Origin of the sequence: Alkalihalophilus lindianensis, from assembly GCF_032843265.1 — a bacterium.
GTDB lineage: Bacteria > Bacillota > Bacilli > Bacillales > Bacillaceae_D > Alkalihalophilus > Alkalihalophilus lindianensis.
Map to the genome: position 1 here is coordinate 74,836 of NZ_JAWJBA010000009.1, position 20,214 is coordinate 95,049.

The 20,214-nt window shown below is 37.3% G+C and carries 13 protein-coding genes; 12 read left to right on the forward strand and 1 reads right to left on the reverse strand.

Annotated elements, in window-relative coordinates:
- Positions 1–73 precede the first annotated feature (73 nt).
- From RYX56_RS19120 to RYX56_RS19160, 9 genes are all read left to right on the forward strand, one after another.
- Complete coding sequence (locus tag RYX56_RS19120; RefSeq protein WP_317123644.1) at positions 74–1,963, forward strand: DNA methyltransferase; 1,890 nt, start codon at positions 74–76, stop codon at positions 1,961–1,963.
- Positions 1,956–4,592, forward strand: coding sequence for a DEAD/DEAH box helicase family protein (locus RYX56_RS19125; protein ID WP_317123645.1), 2,637 nt, complete (start codon positions 1,956–1,958; stop codon positions 4,590–4,592). Before RYX56_RS19120 ends, RYX56_RS19125 begins: the two co-directional genes overlap by 8 nt.
- A gap of 161 nt (positions 4,593–4,753) precedes the next feature.
- Positions 4,754–5,677 (forward strand): hypothetical protein, encoded by a 924-nt coding sequence (locus tag RYX56_RS19130; RefSeq protein ID WP_317123646.1) that lies wholly within the window; start codon positions 4,754–4,756, stop codon positions 5,675–5,677.
- Between the two features lie 634 nt (positions 5,678–6,311).
- Positions 6,312–8,852 carry an MrcB family domain-containing protein gene (locus RYX56_RS19135; RefSeq protein ID WP_317123647.1) on the forward strand — a complete coding sequence of 847 codons (2,541 nt, stop codon included), beginning with the start codon at positions 6,312–6,314 and terminating at the stop codon, positions 8,850–8,852.
- Positions 8,818–11,277, forward strand: a complete 2,460-nt coding sequence (locus RYX56_RS19140; RefSeq protein ID WP_317123648.1) for a DUF2357 domain-containing protein — start codon at positions 8,818–8,820, stop codon at positions 11,275–11,277. Before RYX56_RS19135 ends, RYX56_RS19140 begins: the two co-directional genes overlap by 35 nt.
- A 74-nt stretch (positions 11,278–11,351) precedes the next feature.
- Positions 11,352–11,672 (forward strand): pyrophosphohydrolase domain-containing protein, encoded by a 321-nt coding sequence (locus tag RYX56_RS19145; RefSeq protein WP_317123649.1) that lies wholly within the window; start codon positions 11,352–11,354, stop codon positions 11,670–11,672.
- 518 nt (positions 11,673–12,190) lie between these two features.
- Positions 12,191–13,861: a dihydroxy-acid dehydratase gene (gene ilvD, locus RYX56_RS19150; RefSeq protein ID WP_317123650.1), complete on the forward strand. Its 1,671-nt coding sequence runs from the start codon at positions 12,191–12,193 to the stop codon at positions 13,859–13,861.
- A 751-nt stretch (positions 13,862–14,612) separates the two neighbouring features.
- Positions 14,613–15,155 carry an AAA family ATPase gene (locus tag RYX56_RS19155; RefSeq protein ID WP_317123651.1) on the forward strand — a complete coding sequence of 181 codons (543 nt, stop codon included), beginning with the start codon at positions 14,613–14,615 and terminating at the stop codon, positions 15,153–15,155.
- Between the two features lie 4 nt (positions 15,156–15,159).
- The gene (locus RYX56_RS19160; protein WP_317123652.1) at positions 15,160–15,498 is read left to right on the forward strand and encodes an immunity protein CdiI family protein; all 339 of its coding nucleotides are present in this window, start codon (positions 15,160–15,162) and stop codon (positions 15,496–15,498) included.
- Between the two features lie 105 nt (positions 15,499–15,603).
- On the opposite strand, the gene RYX56_RS19165 is transcribed toward RYX56_RS19160, so the two are convergent.
- Positions 15,604–16,047, reverse strand: coding sequence for a DUF2383 domain-containing protein (locus RYX56_RS19165; protein WP_317123653.1), 444 nt, complete (start codon positions 16,045–16,047; stop codon positions 15,604–15,606).
- Between the two features lie 212 nt (positions 16,048–16,259).
- Between RYX56_RS19165 and asnB the strand changes: the two genes are divergently transcribed.
- From asnB to RYX56_RS19180, 3 genes are all read left to right on the forward strand, one after another.
- Complete coding sequence (gene asnB, locus RYX56_RS19170; RefSeq protein ID WP_317123654.1) at positions 16,260–18,137, forward strand: asparagine synthase (glutamine-hydrolyzing); 1,878 nt, start codon at positions 16,260–16,262, stop codon at positions 18,135–18,137.
- A gap of 695 nt (positions 18,138–18,832) precedes the next feature.
- Positions 18,833–19,492, forward strand: coding sequence for an SOS response-associated peptidase (locus RYX56_RS19175; RefSeq protein WP_317123655.1), 660 nt, complete (start codon positions 18,833–18,835; stop codon positions 19,490–19,492).
- 103 nt (positions 19,493–19,595) lie between these two features.
- Entirely contained in the window at positions 19,596–19,940 is a 345-nt protein-coding gene (locus RYX56_RS19180; RefSeq protein WP_317123656.1) for a hypothetical protein, read from the forward strand.
- The last annotated feature ends 274 nt before the right edge of the window (positions 19,941–20,214 follow it).

Below are 20,214 nucleotides of genomic sequence, written 5' to 3' on the forward strand. Positions count from 1 at the left end.
TTCGGTTCTTTCCTAAATGAGAAATTATCTATACAATGATGTAGAGCCTTGACCTATTGATGGAGGGATATATATGAAAACAACTATTGAAGATCGTTTGGTTACATTATTAAAATCACTTCCTATGTATTGGGAAGATAACCAAATAAATAAAACAAAAATATATGAAGCGGTTCTAAATTATGATGAACAATTGATGAAATTACTTTTGTCTGATGATTTCATTCGGTCAACTTACTCAAAAGAAATAGCTGGTGCTGTTCTTTTTAAGCAACAGGAGTTTATTGATTATTTTCGTTACAAAGATTTCTGGGATAATAGTTACACTAGGTATAGCAATGAGATTGGCTTAACCAGCGAGGGAAAGTATTTAAAATATAATTCAGATGTTGTTGTAGACTTCCCTTTTAAAGACACTATTTTAGAGGGTGGGATGAAAAAAGAGGATGTCAGAAAAGAAGAAGTGTTCTATCATACTGTATTAGCTAAAGAGGAAATTGATATTATGCTTTCTCCAAAAATATTTACTAATACAAAAAAATATGATGAAAGTGGTGAGCGCACAGTAAGTAAAATAGAAAACATGGATAATTTAATTGTTAAAGGTAACAATTTAATTGCTTTATACTCTCTAAAAGAACGTTATGCTGAAAAAGTAAAGCTAATATACATAGATCCACCTTATAATACAGGAGGAGATACTTTTAAATACAATGATCGTTTTAATCATTCAACATGGTTGACATTCATGAGGAATCGACTAGAGATAGCAAAGGACCTTTTAGCAAATGATGGGTCAATATGGATTAATATAGATGATGATGAATCTCACTATTTAAAAGTTCTTGCTGATGAAGTATTTGGACGGGGGAATTTTATTAATAATGTAGTTTGGGAGAAAAAATACACAAATGCAAATGACGTGAAATGGTTATCTGATAATCACGACCATATTTTAGTTTATGCTAAAAATAAAGAAATTTGGAGACCTAATCCTTTACCTCGTACTAAAGAAATGAATAGTGCTTATAAGAATCCTGATAATCACCCAAAAGGACCTTGGAAAGCAACTCCACTCCATGCCAAAAGCGGTTCTGAGAGCAGTGCAAAGTTCACATATACATTTAAAAACGGTGTGAAGTTTACACCTCCTGCTGGCACTTTCTCAAGATATTCAAAAGAAACGTTTCAAAGAATGGATGAGAATAATGAGATATGGTTCGGTAAGAATGGGAAAGCTATTCCTTCTAGGAAGACATTTTTATCTGAACTAAAAAACGAAGGTACGCCAGCTAAGACTATTTGGAGATTTGACGAAGTTGGACATAATCATGAAGCACGTGAGGAAATAAAAGCTTTAAATTTAGAAGAAGGATTTGCAACACCTAAACCTGAACGATTACTTAAGAGGATCATTCACCTTGGTTCAAATACAGGTGATATAGTCTTGGACTTCTTTATGGGCTCTGCTACTACCCAAGCTGTATCCATTAAAATGAATCGTCAATTCATAGGGGTTGAACAAATGGATTACATTAGTGAAGTTTCAATACCTAGACTAAAAAAGGTAGTTGACGGTGAACAAGGTGGCATTTCAAAAGAAGTTAATTGGCAGGGTGGAGGAAGTTTTGTATATGCGGAACTACTCGAGTTAAATGGAGCATTCATACAAGAAATAAGCAAAGTTTCAACAGGTGAGGCGTTATTGGATGTGGTCAATAAAATGGAAGATAAAGCATATTTTAATTATAAAGTTGAATTGGACAAGCTTCTAGGTGAGGTATTACCAGATGAAGAGCTAACTTTAGAAGAAAAGAAGAAGCTTATTCTTGAATCTTTGGATCATAATCAAAGTTACATTGCTCTTACGGAAATAGATGACAATTCATATGGCATTTCAAATGAAACTAGAGCTTTTAATTATTCTTTTTATAGTAAAGAAACAGGTGATGTAAATGAATAAGGAAACACTTCACCACCAGATTGAAAATATATTAAGTAGGTTAATTGGGGAGGACAATGAATTGATTGAAAGACCCATTGTACCTGCCTACGTGCAAAAAAATTTGAGGCATCAATTAAGACCATATCAACAAGCCGCTCTAGAACACTTACTCTTTATGGAAGGGAAGCCGTCGTCCAATCACTTATTATTTCTAATGGCAACGGGTTCAGGAAAAACTAATGTATTAGCTGCTTCTATATTGTATCTTTATAAACAAAAGGGTTTTCAAAACTTTTTATTTTTTGTTAATAGCGATTCCATCATAAGAAAGACCAAAGAAAACCTTTTAAATCCAAATTCGAATAAATATTTGTTTAATCCTGAGGGTATAGAAGTTAATGGAGAAAGAATTTCTGTTCAAGTAGTTGATGTCTTTCCGAAAGAGAAAAGTAAACAAACTATTTATTTGAAGCTTACTACTATTCAGAAGCTCCATAATGAATTGACCCATCCGCGTGAGAATGGATTGACTTATCAGTCTCTAGCTGAAGAAGAGTTAATTTTACTAAGTGATGAGGCTCACCACATTAATGTTCAAACGAAGAAAAAAGGTAAGAAAAAAGAGACAAAAGAAGAAGTTGAAGAAAAGAACTGGGAAAGTACTGTTTCCAACATAATGAGTGCAAATCCTAAAAATAGGATGTTAGAGTTCACTGCTACACTTAATTTGGATAATGATCAACTTTTCGATAAATACAAGGATAAAGTTCTTTTTCAATACGATCTCCCTCGATTTATGAATGAAGAATATTCAAAGAATGTACTCTTAGCTAAGCATACTGAAGACGATGAGAGCAAAATGTTAAAAGCAACTCTAATGAATCAGTACCGCAAGTATGTTGCACTTGAAAATGAAATTGACTTAAAGCCAGTGATAATGTATAAGTCAAATACAATAACTTTATCGAAACGCTCTCAAGAAGTTTTTACGCAAATGATTCAGGAGTTATCTGAACCGAAGTTAAAGAAATTTGTTCAACGTGAGAAGAACACTCATAGGGGCACCTCTACGGTATGGGAAGAAGTTTTTAATTACTACGACAGTACAGATTTATTTAAAGTTATTCGCGACTTGAGAAATGATTTTACTCAAGACACTATTCTCATTGTAAATTCCAAAGAAATTTTTTCAGAAAAAGATGCGGTACTTCTAAATTCTTTGGAAGACATGAATAACCCGATTCGAGCTATATTTGCCGTCGCAAAGTTAAATGAAGGTTGGGACGTCCTTAATTTATTTGACATAGTACGTTTAAGTGAGAAAGCTTCTAACACCCAGAAAGCTACTGATTCAGAAGCACAGCTTATTGGACGAGGGGCGAGATATTATCCATTTAAGTATAATGGAAAAAAATCATTTAAAAGGAGGTTTGATCTATTAGGAAAAAAATTATCAGTACTTGAAAGCCTTCATTATCATACGATCAATGAGAGTGCATACATTAAGAATCTGATAAAATCTTTAGATGCTGCTGGTATCCAAACAAAAGAAGAAAAATATACCCGATATGAAGCAAAATTAAAAAAGAAATTTAAAGATAAACCACTATATAAGAACGGGAAGATATATATAAACAGGAGTGTTAAAACTACACCTGAAGACTATAATTCGTTTGAAAAATATGCTATTGACACTCGAGTATCTTATACATTTGAACGAACAGAAGAAGAGCAATATGGGAAACGGTCTCAAAGTAATTCTACCCTTTCAAATTTATTTACCGAAGTTCAACTTCCACTTGAGAAAAGGATGATTCAAAAGGCTATACAGAGAAACCCTTTTTTCAGTTTCTCTGTATTGAAGAAATATATACCTTCCTTAGAAAATATAAGAAATTTTATTGAGAGCCCCTCATTTATGGGAGGGTGCCAAATTTTTGTGCGAATTCCAAGGGGGATGAGTATTGCTGATCTATCTAAAAAAGAGCAGTTAACGTTTATTGATAGATACCTTCTTTACATTGAAGAAAAAATGAAACTAAATTTTTCTAAAGAAAAAGGTACAGCTGAGTTTATTGGAGAGCCGTTTGCAAATTATATTGAAGAAAATTACGTAATAGAAACAAACAGTGTAAATACTAATAACAGAACTCTTAACACTCAAGTAATATCCTCTAGAAGTATGAGAGGGCAAGATTGGTACATCTATGACCAAGCAATAGGAAACCCACTTGAATGGGCGTTAATTGAGGAAATCCATCAATTTTTAGAAAGCCTTCAAGAAAATTATAAGAGTATATTTTTAGTAAGAAATGAGAGAAGGGTTAAATTTCGTGAAATAGAGGGTGTTAGGGGGTTTATGCCTGATTTTCTTTTGTTTATGGAAGATGAAAAATTCTCATATCAACTATTTATTGAACCAAAGGGAAGTCACTTGATAGCTCAAGATGAATGGAAAGAAAAGTTCATGCTTTCGTTAACAGAAAGAGAGGATATTGAGGTTTTGCACGATGGGAAAGAGGTTAGACTCATCGGTTTTAAGTTTTATTCTGACAAAAATGTTGATAAACAAGCTTTTCGTGAAGATTTTGTGAAAAAGTTAGATATAACAGGACCTATACAAGAAGAATTTAAGTTGGATTATTAGTATTTCATAAAGATCTCTATGTTTATAAGCATAGTGATCTTTTTTATGAAGCACAAAATTCCTTTTATTTCCTATTTAATGAATTATATAATAATTATTACAAAAAAAACCTCTAATGGTATAATGGACCTGTTATATAAACAACAAGTGGGGGATTACCTATGTTACTTAAACCAAAGCATGCAGAGTGTGAAAATCGAGAAAAACTTTCTAAGAAGCATCAAATTGCCGGTGATGCAGAAGATTGGTTCTCGAGAGAATTATTAAATAAATATCAATTATCAGGAGTTACCTTTGACTTTTTTGTTAATTGGAAAAATTGGACTCATGGAACATTGTCAAATGAATTATGGGTAAAGAGAAATGTAAGCGAGGAGCAAATACCATCAATCTCTACTGATGCTATACAGAATTTGATTTATTCATGTGACTCCGAAGAGTTCGTAAAAGATTTAGCATTATTAGCAAAGGGATCTCTTAAATATAAGCTCTTCAGAGAGTCTGTAGATTGGGAATCTCAAACGGATGATTATTGTCCTATTTTATCAGTAGATATTGATATAACAGGGAAAGTAAGTGCAGTTAATAGAGAAAAACTCAGTTGCTTGATGAAACAAATCAAAACACTCTCTGGTGGAACTGTTAGAGTAGGAGGAAAAGGTTTATTCTACTCGTATACAAAGCTAGAGTGTTATTTATCAAAAACAGATGCAGCTTGGCCAGGTGATGCCGATTTAATTTTGTTAGATAGTAAAAAAAAACCAATAGCAATTCTGGAATTCAAAAAACATACAAAGCTTGAGGCAATTGAAAGTCATAAATTTGAGAAATACTATAAAAATAATGGGAGTGATAAAAGAAAATATAACCGGTTAGCTATACTACGTGATGCTTTAGGAGACATTCCATTATTGGTGATTTATTATCCAACTAGGGAGGAGCACAATTACATTTTAATCGATGAAGTCTTAGGGGAGGTTGGCGATTTATCAGCAAATAGAGAATGGAGTTTAGACTTACCTGTTGATGAAAAAAGTCAGAGAGACCTGATTGAAAAAATTATTGAAATAGTTATGGAAGAGTAGAGTAAATATTTAAATTGTTAACCTGCTCGTGGAGAGTGTGGGGATGAACTCATACTTTAGGTAATTTCCATGAGTATAATAGTCTTGTGGGAAACCAACTAGTACGACATTATTATCATGCAAAAAACGATAGCTCTAAGTATCAATTTGAAATGAATCAAGGAACCCCCATGACAATAAGAGGATAAAGACAAAGGAAGGGATTTTTAAAGAGTTGTTGGAGATATATGGAGTACTGATTCCTTTATATCAAGCGATTACTTTTAGAATACCAGCCTCCATACGATAAAGGCCTTTTTCACTTTTTTCAACAGCTTTTTTAGTATAAATTTACGAGAAGTATTTTAGTCTGAGTAAGTATGCTATAAGCACTCATATACATACTTTATTCTTGAGTGTTACTTCGACTCAGGCCACCAATATCATTATATTTGCTGCTTGAGAGCCAATGCTTATAGATTCTAGCATTGGCTTTTCCCGGCTAGCCCACTTACATCAAACCACTATAAATAGTGAAATAACTTCTTATATATATAAATTAGGTAAGCGTTAAATATAGGTTAAATTACCTATAATAGTAATAATATACATAAGTAGATTCCTGCTTAAGTATTAAGAAGGTGGGCAACTAGGTGTGAATATTATTAAATCAATACTCTCTAAAAACAAAAATTTCGAATCTATACTTTCAAATAATCAATTCAAAGTAGAAAGCGTATATGAAGATAAAAGTGAAGTTTTCGCCTCAAATATCTCAAGCTTCACTTTAACTCATGAATCAATACTCACTAAATTCAAAGAGTTTCAAGAACGCCGTACATATAACTTATCTAAAATAGAAAACAACCTATCTAAAGTTTTTATAGCTAGCTTATTCGCTTCCTTTCCTTTTATTTCTAAGGTAGAAGAGAGTAACAGTGTAACTTTAGCGTTCAAAGAATTCAAAACCGACGATCTTTCCTCTGAGCAGCCTAGTAAAGTTATTGCATTTTTAGATGAGATCATAAAAGGAACTTATACACCTTCTACATTAAGTAAAGATCTTCATCAAGATAACAATCTATACCGTGTAAAGACAAGGGCAAGACAAGACTTACGCATGTTAGGCTTTTTAGATGATTCTCATCAAGAAGTAGATAATTTATTTCAACAATATAAAGAAGCAGCGGATAAGAAACTTTTCTTAAGAAACCTTCTTCTAAAAAATGAATATTTCAATGATACGTTGCAAGTATTGCAATTATTAAAAGTTGAAAATCCTCGAGAGAAAAGAAAAATTCTTTTAGAAATTGCTATGTTAATAGTAAGGAACTCCAAAGGAACGAATTTAATGGTGGCTTCGGTAGGTACTGATCGTATCCGCTACTTAGTCAATTGGCTGGAATATACGAATCTAGTTGACTCCAACCTTAGCCCAATCGACTACAACCCAAACGTGAAGGAGCCAACCACCGTGCAAACCAATCTCTACAGCCTTTTCAAAAAGATTATGAATGAATACCTTACTTCAAGACAACAGCCATTTGGTGGTCATCCTTTAGGTAGTGTAGTTCGGAGAGAGGTTCGTGGTGAAATTGAGAAGCTACCTTTCATAAATGAGAATTATAGTGTAGGAGGGTCTGTTGGGCAAGGGAACTGGGCGGCTATACCGTGGGTTGCGATTATGAATGAAAAGGTTACTTCTTCAACGCAGCGTGGCTACTATATTGTGTACCTGTTTAGTGAAGAGATGGGCCGTCTCTATTTAACGTTAGCTCAAGGAGTGGCTGAAACGACTCCATCTAAGATGGCTGAAGTCAAACAAGAGATCCGTGAGTTGATTGAAATGGATCCTAGGGTCAAAAAGGATGATGAGATTCATTTAGGATCTTCAAAGAAAGCACGCGCGTATGCTGAGTCCACGGCTGCTTACATCGAATACTATGCCAACGACCTCCCCCCAGAAGAAGTGCTGGTAGAGGATCTACATAACATGGTTCGTTATTATGAGGAATACATTTCGTTATCAGATGGTTCACCTACTATTTACGGTGAAGACATACAAAATTCTGACCAGGTACATGAGCATGCCTCCTTATCCATCCCAGAAGCCGTTGATCATATCCATACCTACATATCAAGTAAAGGGTTCTATTATGAAAAAGAAGAAGTGATTAATCTTTACTTATCGTTAAAGACAAAGCCTTTTGTGATTCTTTCTGGTATCTCAGGAACTGGGAAGACGATGATGGTGCGTTGGTTTGCTGAGAGTGTCGGGGCGACGGAGAAGAATGGTCGTTTTGCGCTAATTCCTGTTCGACCGGATTGGAGTGATGGCTCTGATCTTTTAGGATACATCGATATTAAAGGAGAGTTTAAAGAGGGTCCTTTAACAAAGGTGCTTAAGCAGGCGATGAGTGATCCCCCTAATCCGTACTTTGTCTTGTTAGATGAAATGAATTTAGCGCGGGTGGAGCATTATTTTAGTGATTTGTTAAGTGTGATGGAAAGTAAGCAGTGGAGGGACGGCATGCAAGTTACTTCGAATGTGTTACCTGTAGAAGTAGCGGGCACAGAGGTGTATCTTCCTTCAAATGTCTATTTAATCGGAACCGTCAATATGGACGAGACGACTCACCCTTTTAGTAAGAAGGTGTTAGACCGGGCCAATACGCTTGAATTCAACCGGGTTCAATTAGATCATTTAGCCTTCTTAAAGGATCAACAAGAAAAGTCTGCGATGGTCCTGCATAATGACAAGTTCGCCTCAGAGTACCTACAATTAAAGGATCTATATGTGAAGGAGCCAGAGCTGGTTGAAGAAGTGACGAGTATCTTAGTCCGTATCAACTCCATTTTACAGTTTAATGGATCGCATATTGGCTATCGTATTCGAGATGAAGTCTGTTTCTATGTCGCATACAGTCAATCTCATAAGCTCTTAAGCCTTGATGAAGCGATTGATAATAGCTTGCTGCAAAAGATCCTGCCGAGACTTGCTGGAAGTGATACGCGCATTGAACGGGTCCTGAAGAATTTATTTACTGTCTTTACGAATAAAGAGGTCTCTGACACGCAGGATGTCACAATATCAGATATCCAAGATGCCAAGTACCCGAAAAGTGCAGAGAAGGTATTGGATATGCTGAGGAGGTTAGAGGATGATGGCTTCACTTCCTTCTGGATCAGCTCCTAAGGAAGTTGAGCTGGTCGTCATTGAGACGGAGTATTTTTCATTAGTGATCAAAGGAAAGCCGTACCACCAAAGATATGAAGGCTTGAAACAATATCAACAGCTCGAAATGCATGATGTGATGGAGTTTGCTGCTTTTGGTGAGGCAGTTGAGAAGGTATTGGTTTATGATGTGGAACAGCAATGCCTCTCTCCTTATATGAATCAACGGCCGATCTTCTTTGAAAATAGTGCGTACCAAGTCATCGTCTCACCGAAAAAGAGCGAGGGCTTTTCGTTTTACCATGAGCATTCAGCTCTTAGAAAAGCAATTAGTCGCGTTGAGATAGGCGGCTCCTATTTATTAATGGGGAACCTGAATTTCCAAAATGAAGTAGGCTTATCCACATTCGAGATTCGTAGTGAGGCGAAGGTGCTGCTCACAGTGACCATGGAGGTGTATCCGTCAAAGCTTAATTACAAGGAAGATTATAAGCGGTTGATAGATGAAGTGAATGATGAGATCTACAATTTATCCTATCATTTTCTAAAGAAAACGTACTTAGGAGCCCAAGTGAAATTAGATGGGCAGCCTTCGTTAGCGGAGTTTTATCGGTTGATCACTTATCATTTTAACTCGTTTATTCAAGCGTTGGGGAGAATTGAGCGCCAACCTCACCATAAGCTTGAAAAGTCCTATGAAAAGGTGAGAGGGGACAAGCTGAAGCGGCTTGATTCACGTGCAAGAAGCTATCTTCGGAAGAACCCACAAGTCTTTGTGGATACGGCAAATGGGATTCCTGTTTCCAATCGAATGGTGATGCCAAGTAAGGGCTTAAACGTACGAAAAGAATTAATCTATGATACCCCTGAAAATCGCTATGTGAAGTGGATGACTCTTCGGTTGATGGATAAGCTCACGTATCTACAGCAAAAGCTGACAGGTCAAGCATGGAGACAGGTCGAATGGGATGAAGACTTGCAACTTGAAATAGAAACGATGATCAAAAAGCTTAGTGGCAAAATGAAAAATGCTTTCTGGAAGGGGATTCAAGAGCTTAGAGAACCGAGCATGAGCTTAGTGATGCAGATGGCTCCGGGATACCGTGATGCCTTTCAGATTTATTTGACGGTCTCAAAAGGATTGGCCCTACAAGGGAAGCTCTATCAAATGTCGGTGAAGGATGTAGCTGAGCTATATGAGTATTGGACGTTTCTTAAGCTGGGACAAATTCTTCGCAAAAACTATCAGCAGGTGAGTCAGGATATCGTAAAAGTTAGCCGGAGTGGGCTGTTTATCCGGCTGGACACAAACCAATCGGCTAAAAGAGTGTTCATACACCCAGTTACAGACGAGCGGATTACCTTAATCTATCAAAAGACAGAGCGAAACCCAACCACCACTCAAAAGCCAGACACAATGCTGAGCATTGAGAAGAAGGGGAGGGACTATCAATTCAATTATGTGTTTGATGCGAAATATCGAATTGATTTTGCAGTAGAAGAAAGCTATTATCAGCGACGCTACAAGCAGCCAGGTCCACTAGAGGATGATATTAATACGATGCATCGCTACCGAGACTCGATTGTGGCAAGGTCAGATGGCCCATACGAACGAACAGCCTTTGGAGCGTATGTGTTATTTCCATTAGGTTCAGAAGAGACGTATCAGGATCATCACTTCTATAAGAGTATTAATGAAGTGAATATTGGTGGCCTGCCTTTTCTACCTTCTGCGACGAACTTGGTTGAGCAATTTGTACGGAACTTGATTGAGAAAAGCCCTGAAGAGATTCAAGAGGAAGGCATCCTCCCCATTGGTATACAGGGGGAGTGGGAATCGTCATTAGATGAAAAAGTGCTAATCGGAGTCGTTTCTACAGAGGAAGATTACATCTTATGTATGCAGGAAGCACGATTCACTCTACCAGCTACTCATTTAAAAAAAGGGTGGCAAGGGGCGAAGTACCTCGCTCTTTATGTCAGCCAAACGACTCAACGAGAAAATGGCGTTGTGTGCTATGGGGAAATTGAAGAAGTGAATCTTTCAGAAGACGAGGTCCAATTTACAGTAGGAGCTTGGGTCAATCTCAAGCAAGTGATCAAGCCTGTTAACTACGGGATTGCTGGGAGCTTATTGACGACATTCACCCAGTTGAAGAGTGCGACTGAACTACCGGAGTTATTTATGAAATCAACAGAAGAGGTAGCCATCTGGAGAATGTTAAGAAGGGTGTCAGATCGAGTGAAGGTCGAACTAGATTCACTCGACGTCAACGAAGCCAAACAAGTTGATACCTTCCGCTTTAAGGATATCTCGGTGGAAATGAATACTGCGGAGAAGGAAGTTGTATTTGTAAAGGAGGCTGAGAGGCAAGTGGTGGAATATAAAGAGCTTAAAGAAAAGCCTTCGTCCGTGTTTAAGTTGATGGTGGGTTTGCTTTCTTAAGTATTATAATTAATACAAAGAACTACATGTCCTTAATGGCATGTAGTTCTACTTTTAAAGGAAAGGTGATAGCTGTGCCTACATATAACAAGCTAGTAAGAGATCGTATCCCTGAAATCATTGAAAGAAGTGGGAGAGGCTTTCGAACAGAAATACTAGATACACGAAGTTATGACCAACAATTACGAGAGAAGCTTAAAGAAGAAATGAATGAACTGCTTGGAGCGACTTCTCGTAAAGAGATCGTTGAAGAGATGGCTGATTTGTTAGAAGTTGTTTATGCACTCGGTTCGATTCATGATGTTCAGCCGGATGAGATTGAACAAGTAAGAATGAGAAAGCAGACAGAGCGTGGTGGATTTAGTGATCGAATCTTTTTAATTGATGTAGAGTGATAATAGCCATTGAATGTACAACCTCCGACATAATATTTACCATTAAAAGACAAAAGGTTTACCAAAATGATAGACCGTTTACCCTAACCTAATTAACTTTTGTATTGCGTAGTAGACACATACTGTGCAGCATAGTCCAAAGTATTTACTGCGTAGTCATTCATGTATTTTAAAACCAGAGATACACCACCGAGATTGAGACCGATTCATATTTGTTTAACAGTGGCAAAGATTTACTTTCTAAAAAAGCATTGATCTAAAGAAGGATTCATGCTATTTTTGTTGAAATGTTGTATGATAATTTAATATTCTTCATTTTTCGATAATTTTTTCAAACTTCAGGATCTTTCAAGTTCTGGGGTTGTTTTTTTCTAATTAAAGTAAACTTAATGTTTACTTGGAAGTGGAAGTTTGCCATTGGATTTATAGTAACGAGATGCTTTAACTTGTTTTTAAATAGAATAATCTAGTTATACATTTTATTCTAAAATTAAAAAGATGAAGGAGAATGTGTTCAAATGAGTAAAAATAGTTCAAAAAGCCGTAGTTCCGTTTTTAACGATATAAATCGTGCCCCAAATCGTGCAATGATCAGGGCAACGGGGATTAATGATGAAGGCTTTAATAAACCCTTTGTAGGAATTGCTAGTACATGGAGTGAAGTTACACCATGTAACATGCATATTGATAAGTTAGCTCTAAAGACAAAGGAAGGAACTTTAGAGAATGGGGGAACTCCTTTTATTTTCAATACGATTACAGTATCAGATGGGATCTCTATGGGAACTGAAGGGATGCGTTATTCATTACCGAGTCGGGAAGTCATAGCGGATTCTATTGAAACAGTAATCGGTGCTCAAAGTTATGACGGTGTTGTAGCTCTTGGTGGATGCGATAAAAATATGCCAGGATGTATGATTGCGATAGGGCGTTTAAATTTGCCGTCTGTATTTGTGTATGGGGGGACGATTCGACCAGGAAAAGTAGATGGGAAAGACATAGATATTGTTTCTGCCTTTGAGGCAGTCGGAAAATACAATAATGGAGATATAGACAGTGATGAACTACATAAAATTGAATGTCAAGCCTGTCCGGGAGCTGGGTCATGTGGCGGGATGTATACAGCAAATACAATGGCCTCGGCCATCGAAGCAATGGGAATGAGTCTGCCAGGAAGTTCTTCCAATCCAGCCGAAACGCCAGATAAACTACAAGATTGTGAAGAAGCAGGAAAGGCAGTGATGAATTTACTGGATAAAGGGATTACTCCAAAGGATATTATGACGAAACAAGCATTTGAGAATGCCATCACAGTTGTAATGGCTCTTGGAGGATCTACTAATGCCGTACTCCATTTACTCGCTATGGCTCATTCCGTTGATGTTGACCTTGACTTAGATGATTTTGAGCGAATCGGAGAGCGTGTGCCGCATATTGCAGATCTTAAACCAAGCGGGCGATATGTGATGGAACACTTATCAGAAATTGGAGGCGTACCGGGAGTCATGAAACTACTTCTTGAAAAGGGGCTTCTACACGGTGATTGTATGACAGTTACTGGGAAAACACTCGAACAAAATCTTGCTGAAGTGGAACCATTAAGGGAAGATCAAGAAATTATCTCTTTTGAAAATCCTAAGCGTAAAACAGGGCCTTTAGTTATCTTGAAAGGAAACTTGGCACCTGAGGGAGCTTTAGCAAAAATGTCAGGATTAAAAATAAAAGAAATAACCGGACCTGCTCGTGTGTTTGATACAGAAATAGATGCTACTGAAGCTGTGTTAAACAATGAGATTCATTCAGGAGATATTATCGTGATCCGTTATGTAGGTCCTAAGGGTGGCCCAGGGATGGCTGAAATGCTGTCTATTACGGCCATCGTAGTTGGAAAAGGTTTAGGCGAAAAGGTCGGTTTAATCACTGATGGGAGATTTTCAGGAGGTACACATGGATTAGTCGTTGGTCATATCTCTCCTGAAGCACAGGTAGGTGGACCAATAGCATTAATTAAAGAAGGAGATATGATCACGATCAATAGTGAGACTCAGGAACTCCAAGTTGATATTTCACCAGAAGAATTTAAGGTAAGAGCAAAGGAATGGACTGCTCCACAACAACATTTAAAAGGGTATCTTTCTAAATACGCACGTTTAGTTTCCTCTGCATCGAAAGGGGCCATAACGGATTAGTAATTTACAAAACAAATATGGTTTACATCAAAGGTTTAATGTAATGTAAATTATTATTTATTAGGAGAAAAACGCGAAGTGACTCAAGGGGAATGAGTTGAGGAAGAACAATAAAGAGAATTGCCCACGTTGTAATGCTGATTTGCAAGGAGGTCCTATACCTAAAACCAATAGGGTTCTAATAATGCTACACACTTCACTCAAAAAATCGGAATTTCAGATATTGAAAGAGACCGAATGGTGAAATGGAAATGCCCTGATTGTGAAGAAGAGTGGGATATAAAAAAAGTAATAGGCAGCAACGATACTGGCAATAAACAATAATTGAAAGACGATTATGCTTAGCGTAATCGTCTTTCTTCTTGCATAAAAAATACCTACACTAGCAAGATACGAAACTATCCTATTCTAAAAAATGTATTTATTAAAGTTGAATAGGTAATCCTTAGTTTACTAATATGAAGAGTGGAGCCCACTAGGTAGGCTGTTTTTCGACCTGATTTTCTTGCCTCTCTCATCATCTTAAGGAGCTTTTATTGTCACCATTAATGGAGGTGTCATGGGAGAAGAGAACAAGATTTACATCGAGCAAGAAGGAAGGGAATATATTTTAAGTGCAAATAAATAATCATCACATAAAAAGAACATCATTTCATCATACCCCCACCTTGCCCTTACTCGAATGGTTGTGAGAAAGGTGAGTAATATCAGGATAAATAATTGGAGTACTTTTCCGTTGGAGGTCTATCCATTGTCAAGAATATATATTGTTTCCGGACCAGCAGGAGTAGGGAAATCTACCACTTCGAGACACTTAGCAAAACAATTTGATCAAAGTGCATATATAGAGGGCGACCTCATCCATCATATGGTTGTCGGTGGGTACAAACCGCCTTGGGAGAGTGAAGAGTCTCTTGCTCTTGTGTGGGAAAACATAGCTTCTCTTAGTAGCAATTTTATAATATCAAATATGAATGTGATCATTGATTATGTTGCTTTTGACAAAGATATAGAAAAGTTTAGCCAAAAGATAAATGATGAAGTGGGACAGATTGAAATAAAATATGTTGTTCTTTGGACGGATGAAAAGGAATTACTAAGAAGAGATTCATTGAGAGTTAAGGAACATCAAATGGGGGTCCGGTGTTTGCAGTTGATGAAGGAATTCAAACATAAGGGACCACCTGAACGTTTTTACTTAGATACAAGCAAACTAGAGCTTTCTGATGCGGTAGCTGCTATCCTAGAGAAACCAACTTACGTATACGATAAACCACTGACAAGGGGAGACTAAATAAATGGACTGTTTTTGTGAGCAAGATGACACCTGTCATTTAAAAGTAGAAGGTGATGTCGGGGCAGACCCTATATGGTGCGATCGCTGTGGCCATAACTTTGAATTAGAAGAGTTCCCAATTACAAATGAATTAAAAATCGAATTAATGGAATGGGCAACGAAGTACGGCGAATGGATCGATTGGGATCTAGATAAATTAATTCCTAATGGTGTTGAGATGGAAGAAAAACATAATAAACAAGGTGATTATCTAACAGAAAAAGTAAAGAGAGAACTTAAAGGGAAATACAAGATTCGATTTTCCACTTCAACTATGGGAAGAAGCTATCAAAATAAATAATAAGCCAGGACGGAACAAAAAATTCTTACTGATAGTCTCCATTACTTGCTGTGTAAACCAAGTATCATTCATTTGATTCGCTTCCCCTATTTAGCTATTTCATAATCAGTGCAATTCAGACTTTAAATAATCTACATGATCTCTTTGCTTGTCCAAGATCTCATGAACAAGATTCAAGCTTTCACTATCAAGCTCATCACGGACTAATTTCTCAGTCATCTTGATTCCGTAGAGATTTTCTCCTTTAATGGCATGTTTTAAAATATCCTTTTCATCTTTTGGATGGTCAAGTAGTTGGCTGATGTTACGTTCGATCTTACCAATCACTCCTTCACTTGTAGCAGGCGTCCCATGGAGCTGTTGAATTCGTTCCGAAAGCAAGGCAGCATGGTGTTTTAAGTCCTTTTGTATAGTTATGAAACGATTGCGAAGCGGGGAAGAGTCATCAAGGTTCTTAATGAATTGTTCATAAGAATGTACGCCCATATATTGACCTTGAAGTAACTTATTTAAGGTTTTTAGTACGTGCTGATGTTCGATTGGAATCATTCCTTTCGTCGTTTTACGCATTGTAGATGTAGTTTATGCCGAAACGATTCATTCATACGGTTCTATGATCTAACTTTAAAACGTGATAGCTATTCGGAGTAGATTTCAAGGGATTTTAAAAAAACATACTAGTAGATTAAATATAAAAAATTAGAAACTTTTCCTTATATTAACTCGTCTAATGTTCATATGGATCATATGGAGGGGCTAATATGTGTGGGTTTGTGTCAATTATGGGCGAAAAAGAGCTATCTATTCATACATTAGAAGAAATGAATCAGCTTATTGATCACCGGGGGCCGGATGATGAAGGCTACGTGAGTGAGAAGCATATGAAATGTGGGTTTAAGAGGCTGAGTATTATTGGTGTAGAAAGCGGCCATCAACCTATGAGATCAGTGGATGGTCGATATACGATTGTCTTTAACGGTGAGATCTATAACTATCTTGAACTAAAAGCAGAGCTGATCAAAAAAGGCTATTCTTTTACAACGGAATCAGACACTGAGGTGCTGCTTACTTTATACATGGATGAAAAAGAGAATGGCTTACGCAAGCTAAGAGGGATGTTCTCATTCGTCATTTGGGATAAAGAAAGAGAGGAACTGTTTGCTGCTCGTGATTATTTTGGTATAAAGCCTTTATTTTATTGCGAGAACGAGGAGTCACTCTATCTGGCGTCGGAGGCGAAATCTCTCTTACACGTGATGCGTCCAACAGTAGATGATTTGGCACTGCAGCATTACTTAACGTTTCAATATGTGCCTGAGCCAGATACGATCGATCAATCAATTAAGAAGCTTCCTCCTGGTCATTACTTGAAGAAGAAAGTTGGCGGACCTTTAACAATAGAAAAGTATTGGGGACCCTCTTTTCAAACAAGTGACAAAAGCTATGACTATTATAAAGACAAGCTGAGGGAAACATTAAGGAACTCTGTGAATATACATATGCGTAGTGATGTGCCGGTTGGCTCTTTTTTATCTGGTGGTATAGACTCTACGGCGATTGTTGCACTAGCTAGGGAAGTCAACCCTGCTATTCAAACCTATACCGTCGGCTTCTTACGAGATGGCTATAGCGAGGTGGATTTGGTCAAAGAGACTGCAAGCGCACTTGGAGTGAAAAATCATCATTCCTACATAACAGCTGAGCAGTTTGTTTCTGAATTACGAAAGATCGTTTGGCATATGGACGAGCCTGTAGCAGATCCCGCAGCAATTCCTCTTTATTTTGTAGCAAAAGAGGCCGCTCGGGATGTAAAGGTTGTTCTATCTGGTGAGGGGGCGGATGAACTATTTGCAGGCTATAACATATACCGGGAGCCGCGTTCATTAGCGCCGTTTTCACTTCTAAGCGCAAAACAAAAGAAAATCTTGCATGGAGCTTCAAGGTATTTACCTGACTCGATCAAAGGTAAAAATTATATTCAAAGAGGCTGCATACCTTTAGCTGAAAGATATATTGGCAATGCAAAACTAATGACAGAACGCGAGAAGCAGGCAGTCCTGAAACACTACGACCCTAACCAGTCGTATACCAACATTACGGGTCCCATCTTTAATCAAATCAATCACTATGACGATGTGAAGAAAATGCAGATGATTGACCTCTACACCTGGCTTAGAGGAGACATCTTGGTGAAAGCAGATAAAATGACGATGGCGCATTCACTAGAGCTTAGAGTTCCTTTTCTTGATAAAGAGGTATTCAGCATTGCACGCGAGATCCCAACAAACTTCACGATTGCAAAAAAGACGACCAAATATATTCTCCGCGATGCGTTAGAGAGTGTGGTACCTAAAGAGGCACTAATGAGGAAAAAGCTAGGCTTTCCAGTACCAATCAAACACTGGTTAAAAGCAGAATTATACGAGTGGGCACAAGAGACAATTATTGAGTCAAAAACCGAGCATCTCTTTCATAAGGACCAACTGTTAAAGCTGCTTGAAGCGCACCGAGAAGGGAAGATCGATTACTCGCGAAAACTATGGGCGGTGCTAATTTTCATGATCTGGCATTCGATTTTCGTTGAAGGGGCACCTGTTCAGCTTGAGGAGAATAAATCAAAGGAATTAATTTCGCATTAAGCCAGGTGAAGCCCACTAAGTAGGCTGTTTTTTAATCTGATTTTCTTGCCTCCCATCATCTTAAGAAGCTTTTATTGGCACTATTAATGGAGGTTATATATCTTGCAAATGGGCACTCTAAAAGAACCGAATTTTTGAGTGAGGTGAATCCATTTATGAAGATTTCTAGCCGACATATCCTTTTTAACTTAATCATTATCCTAGTTCCATGGCTTTCTTTACTGTTTATTGGCAAAAGACATTTTAAAAGGTTTTTTGCTTCAAGCTTTATCATAGCCATTTTTGAAACGATCAACCATATCTATGCAAACAAGCAAAAATGGTGGGAGTTTTATAATAAACCGAGATCATTTATAAGAAACGAGCTACCCTTTGATATTGGCCCGTATATCCCGGTTTCTATGTGGATACTTAAATCTTCATATGGAAATTTTAAACTGTTTGCATTATTAAACGCTTTATCCAATGGGGTTTTCAGCTTTTTACTTCTTCCTTTTTTAAAGAAAATTAAAATAGTCAAGTTAAGCCGGATCAACTATGTGCAATTCTTTCTTTATATTCATTACAAAGCGTATCTATTATATGGGGTACAGCATTTGATTGAAAAGAACAGGGATAAACGAAATCCTTACTAAATGCACTAAATAAAGCCCCAGGTTAAAAGCTATTGATATTCGAATGTGGAGGCCGTTGCTATGTGTGGCAGGTATACGTTAACAGCAACTAAAGAACAAATTGAAGTGCAACTTGATATTAAATTAGAGGACTATGAGCCAAGGTTCAATATCGCTCCAAGTCAGCCTGTACTAAGTGTGATTTCAGATGGGGAGAAGAAGAAGGCTGGATACTTAAAGTGGGGTCTTGTCCCCGTGTGGGCAAAAGATCCGAAGATAGGATATAAAATGATTAATGCCCGCGGTGAAACGGTGGACGAGAAGCCAGCTTTTAAACGCTTGTTGAAAAGAAGGCGTTGTGTAATTGTCGCAGATGGTTTCTATGAATGGAAGAGAACAGAAAAGACGAAGCAACCCTATCGAATCACTGTAAACGATCAACTCTTCACCTTTGCTGGTCTGTGGGATCGATGGACTTCAGATGATGAGGAGATCGTTTCATGCACGATTTTAACAACAGCACCGAATGAATGTATGAAAAACATCCATGATAGAATGCCGGTCATTCTAGGAGATGCGGACAGAGAAGTGTGGTTAGATCCATCTATTGAGGATAAAGAAATAGTAAAAGATCTGATTAAACCATATTCAGCTCAATTGATGAATGCTTACGAGGTTTCAACGATTGTAAATAATCCGAGAAATGAGTCTGAGGAATGCATAAGGTCTTTATCAGAGTGATGGCAGGGCGGGGGGCTTTAAAAGAGACCACCGCTTTTCAGTTTGGATGATTGGCCTCTTTCTTCTTATTAAAGAAACAACATATTGATCCGAGGTGATCTTAATGAAAAGGTCTTGTCCCTTTTATTTTATGTGTATTATTGTTTTCCTAGCCTTCTTAACTGCGTGCGGGCAGGAGTCTACTGGTGGAAGTGGTAGTGGGGTGTATAGTATTTCTGTTTATTTTAATGATCAGGAATATACAGCTGCGACAAATGATGAGGGTTATGAGAAGGGTGGGATGGTAGGGACGATTGTAAGAGCGTTGCCTAAAGAAAAGCTGCCAACTGAAAATGGAGAATCGAACTTTTTTGAAGTCGGAACGAAGATTTATTCCGTCATTGGTGAAGAGGATAAGATTTACCTTGAGCAAGATGGAAGGGTATATATTTTAACGGCGAATGAATAAGGAGGCTAGATAAAGTAATAGTCTCTTGTACTTCGTAGAAGGCTATTACTGCGCAGCAAATAATTAGCCAACTGCTCATAGACTAGTTAAGAAAATCTTAAACACTTAATTTGTTATTTTCTAGTATGATTTATTTATAGAGATTAATAAGATGGTTTCACTTAAACTAACGGAGCAGAATAGTTCAATAACAATGCTATAATAATTTATCATTGCGTACTATTAGAGGTGATTAGTTTGGAGATAAAAAAAGCAAGTGAAGAAGATATAAAAG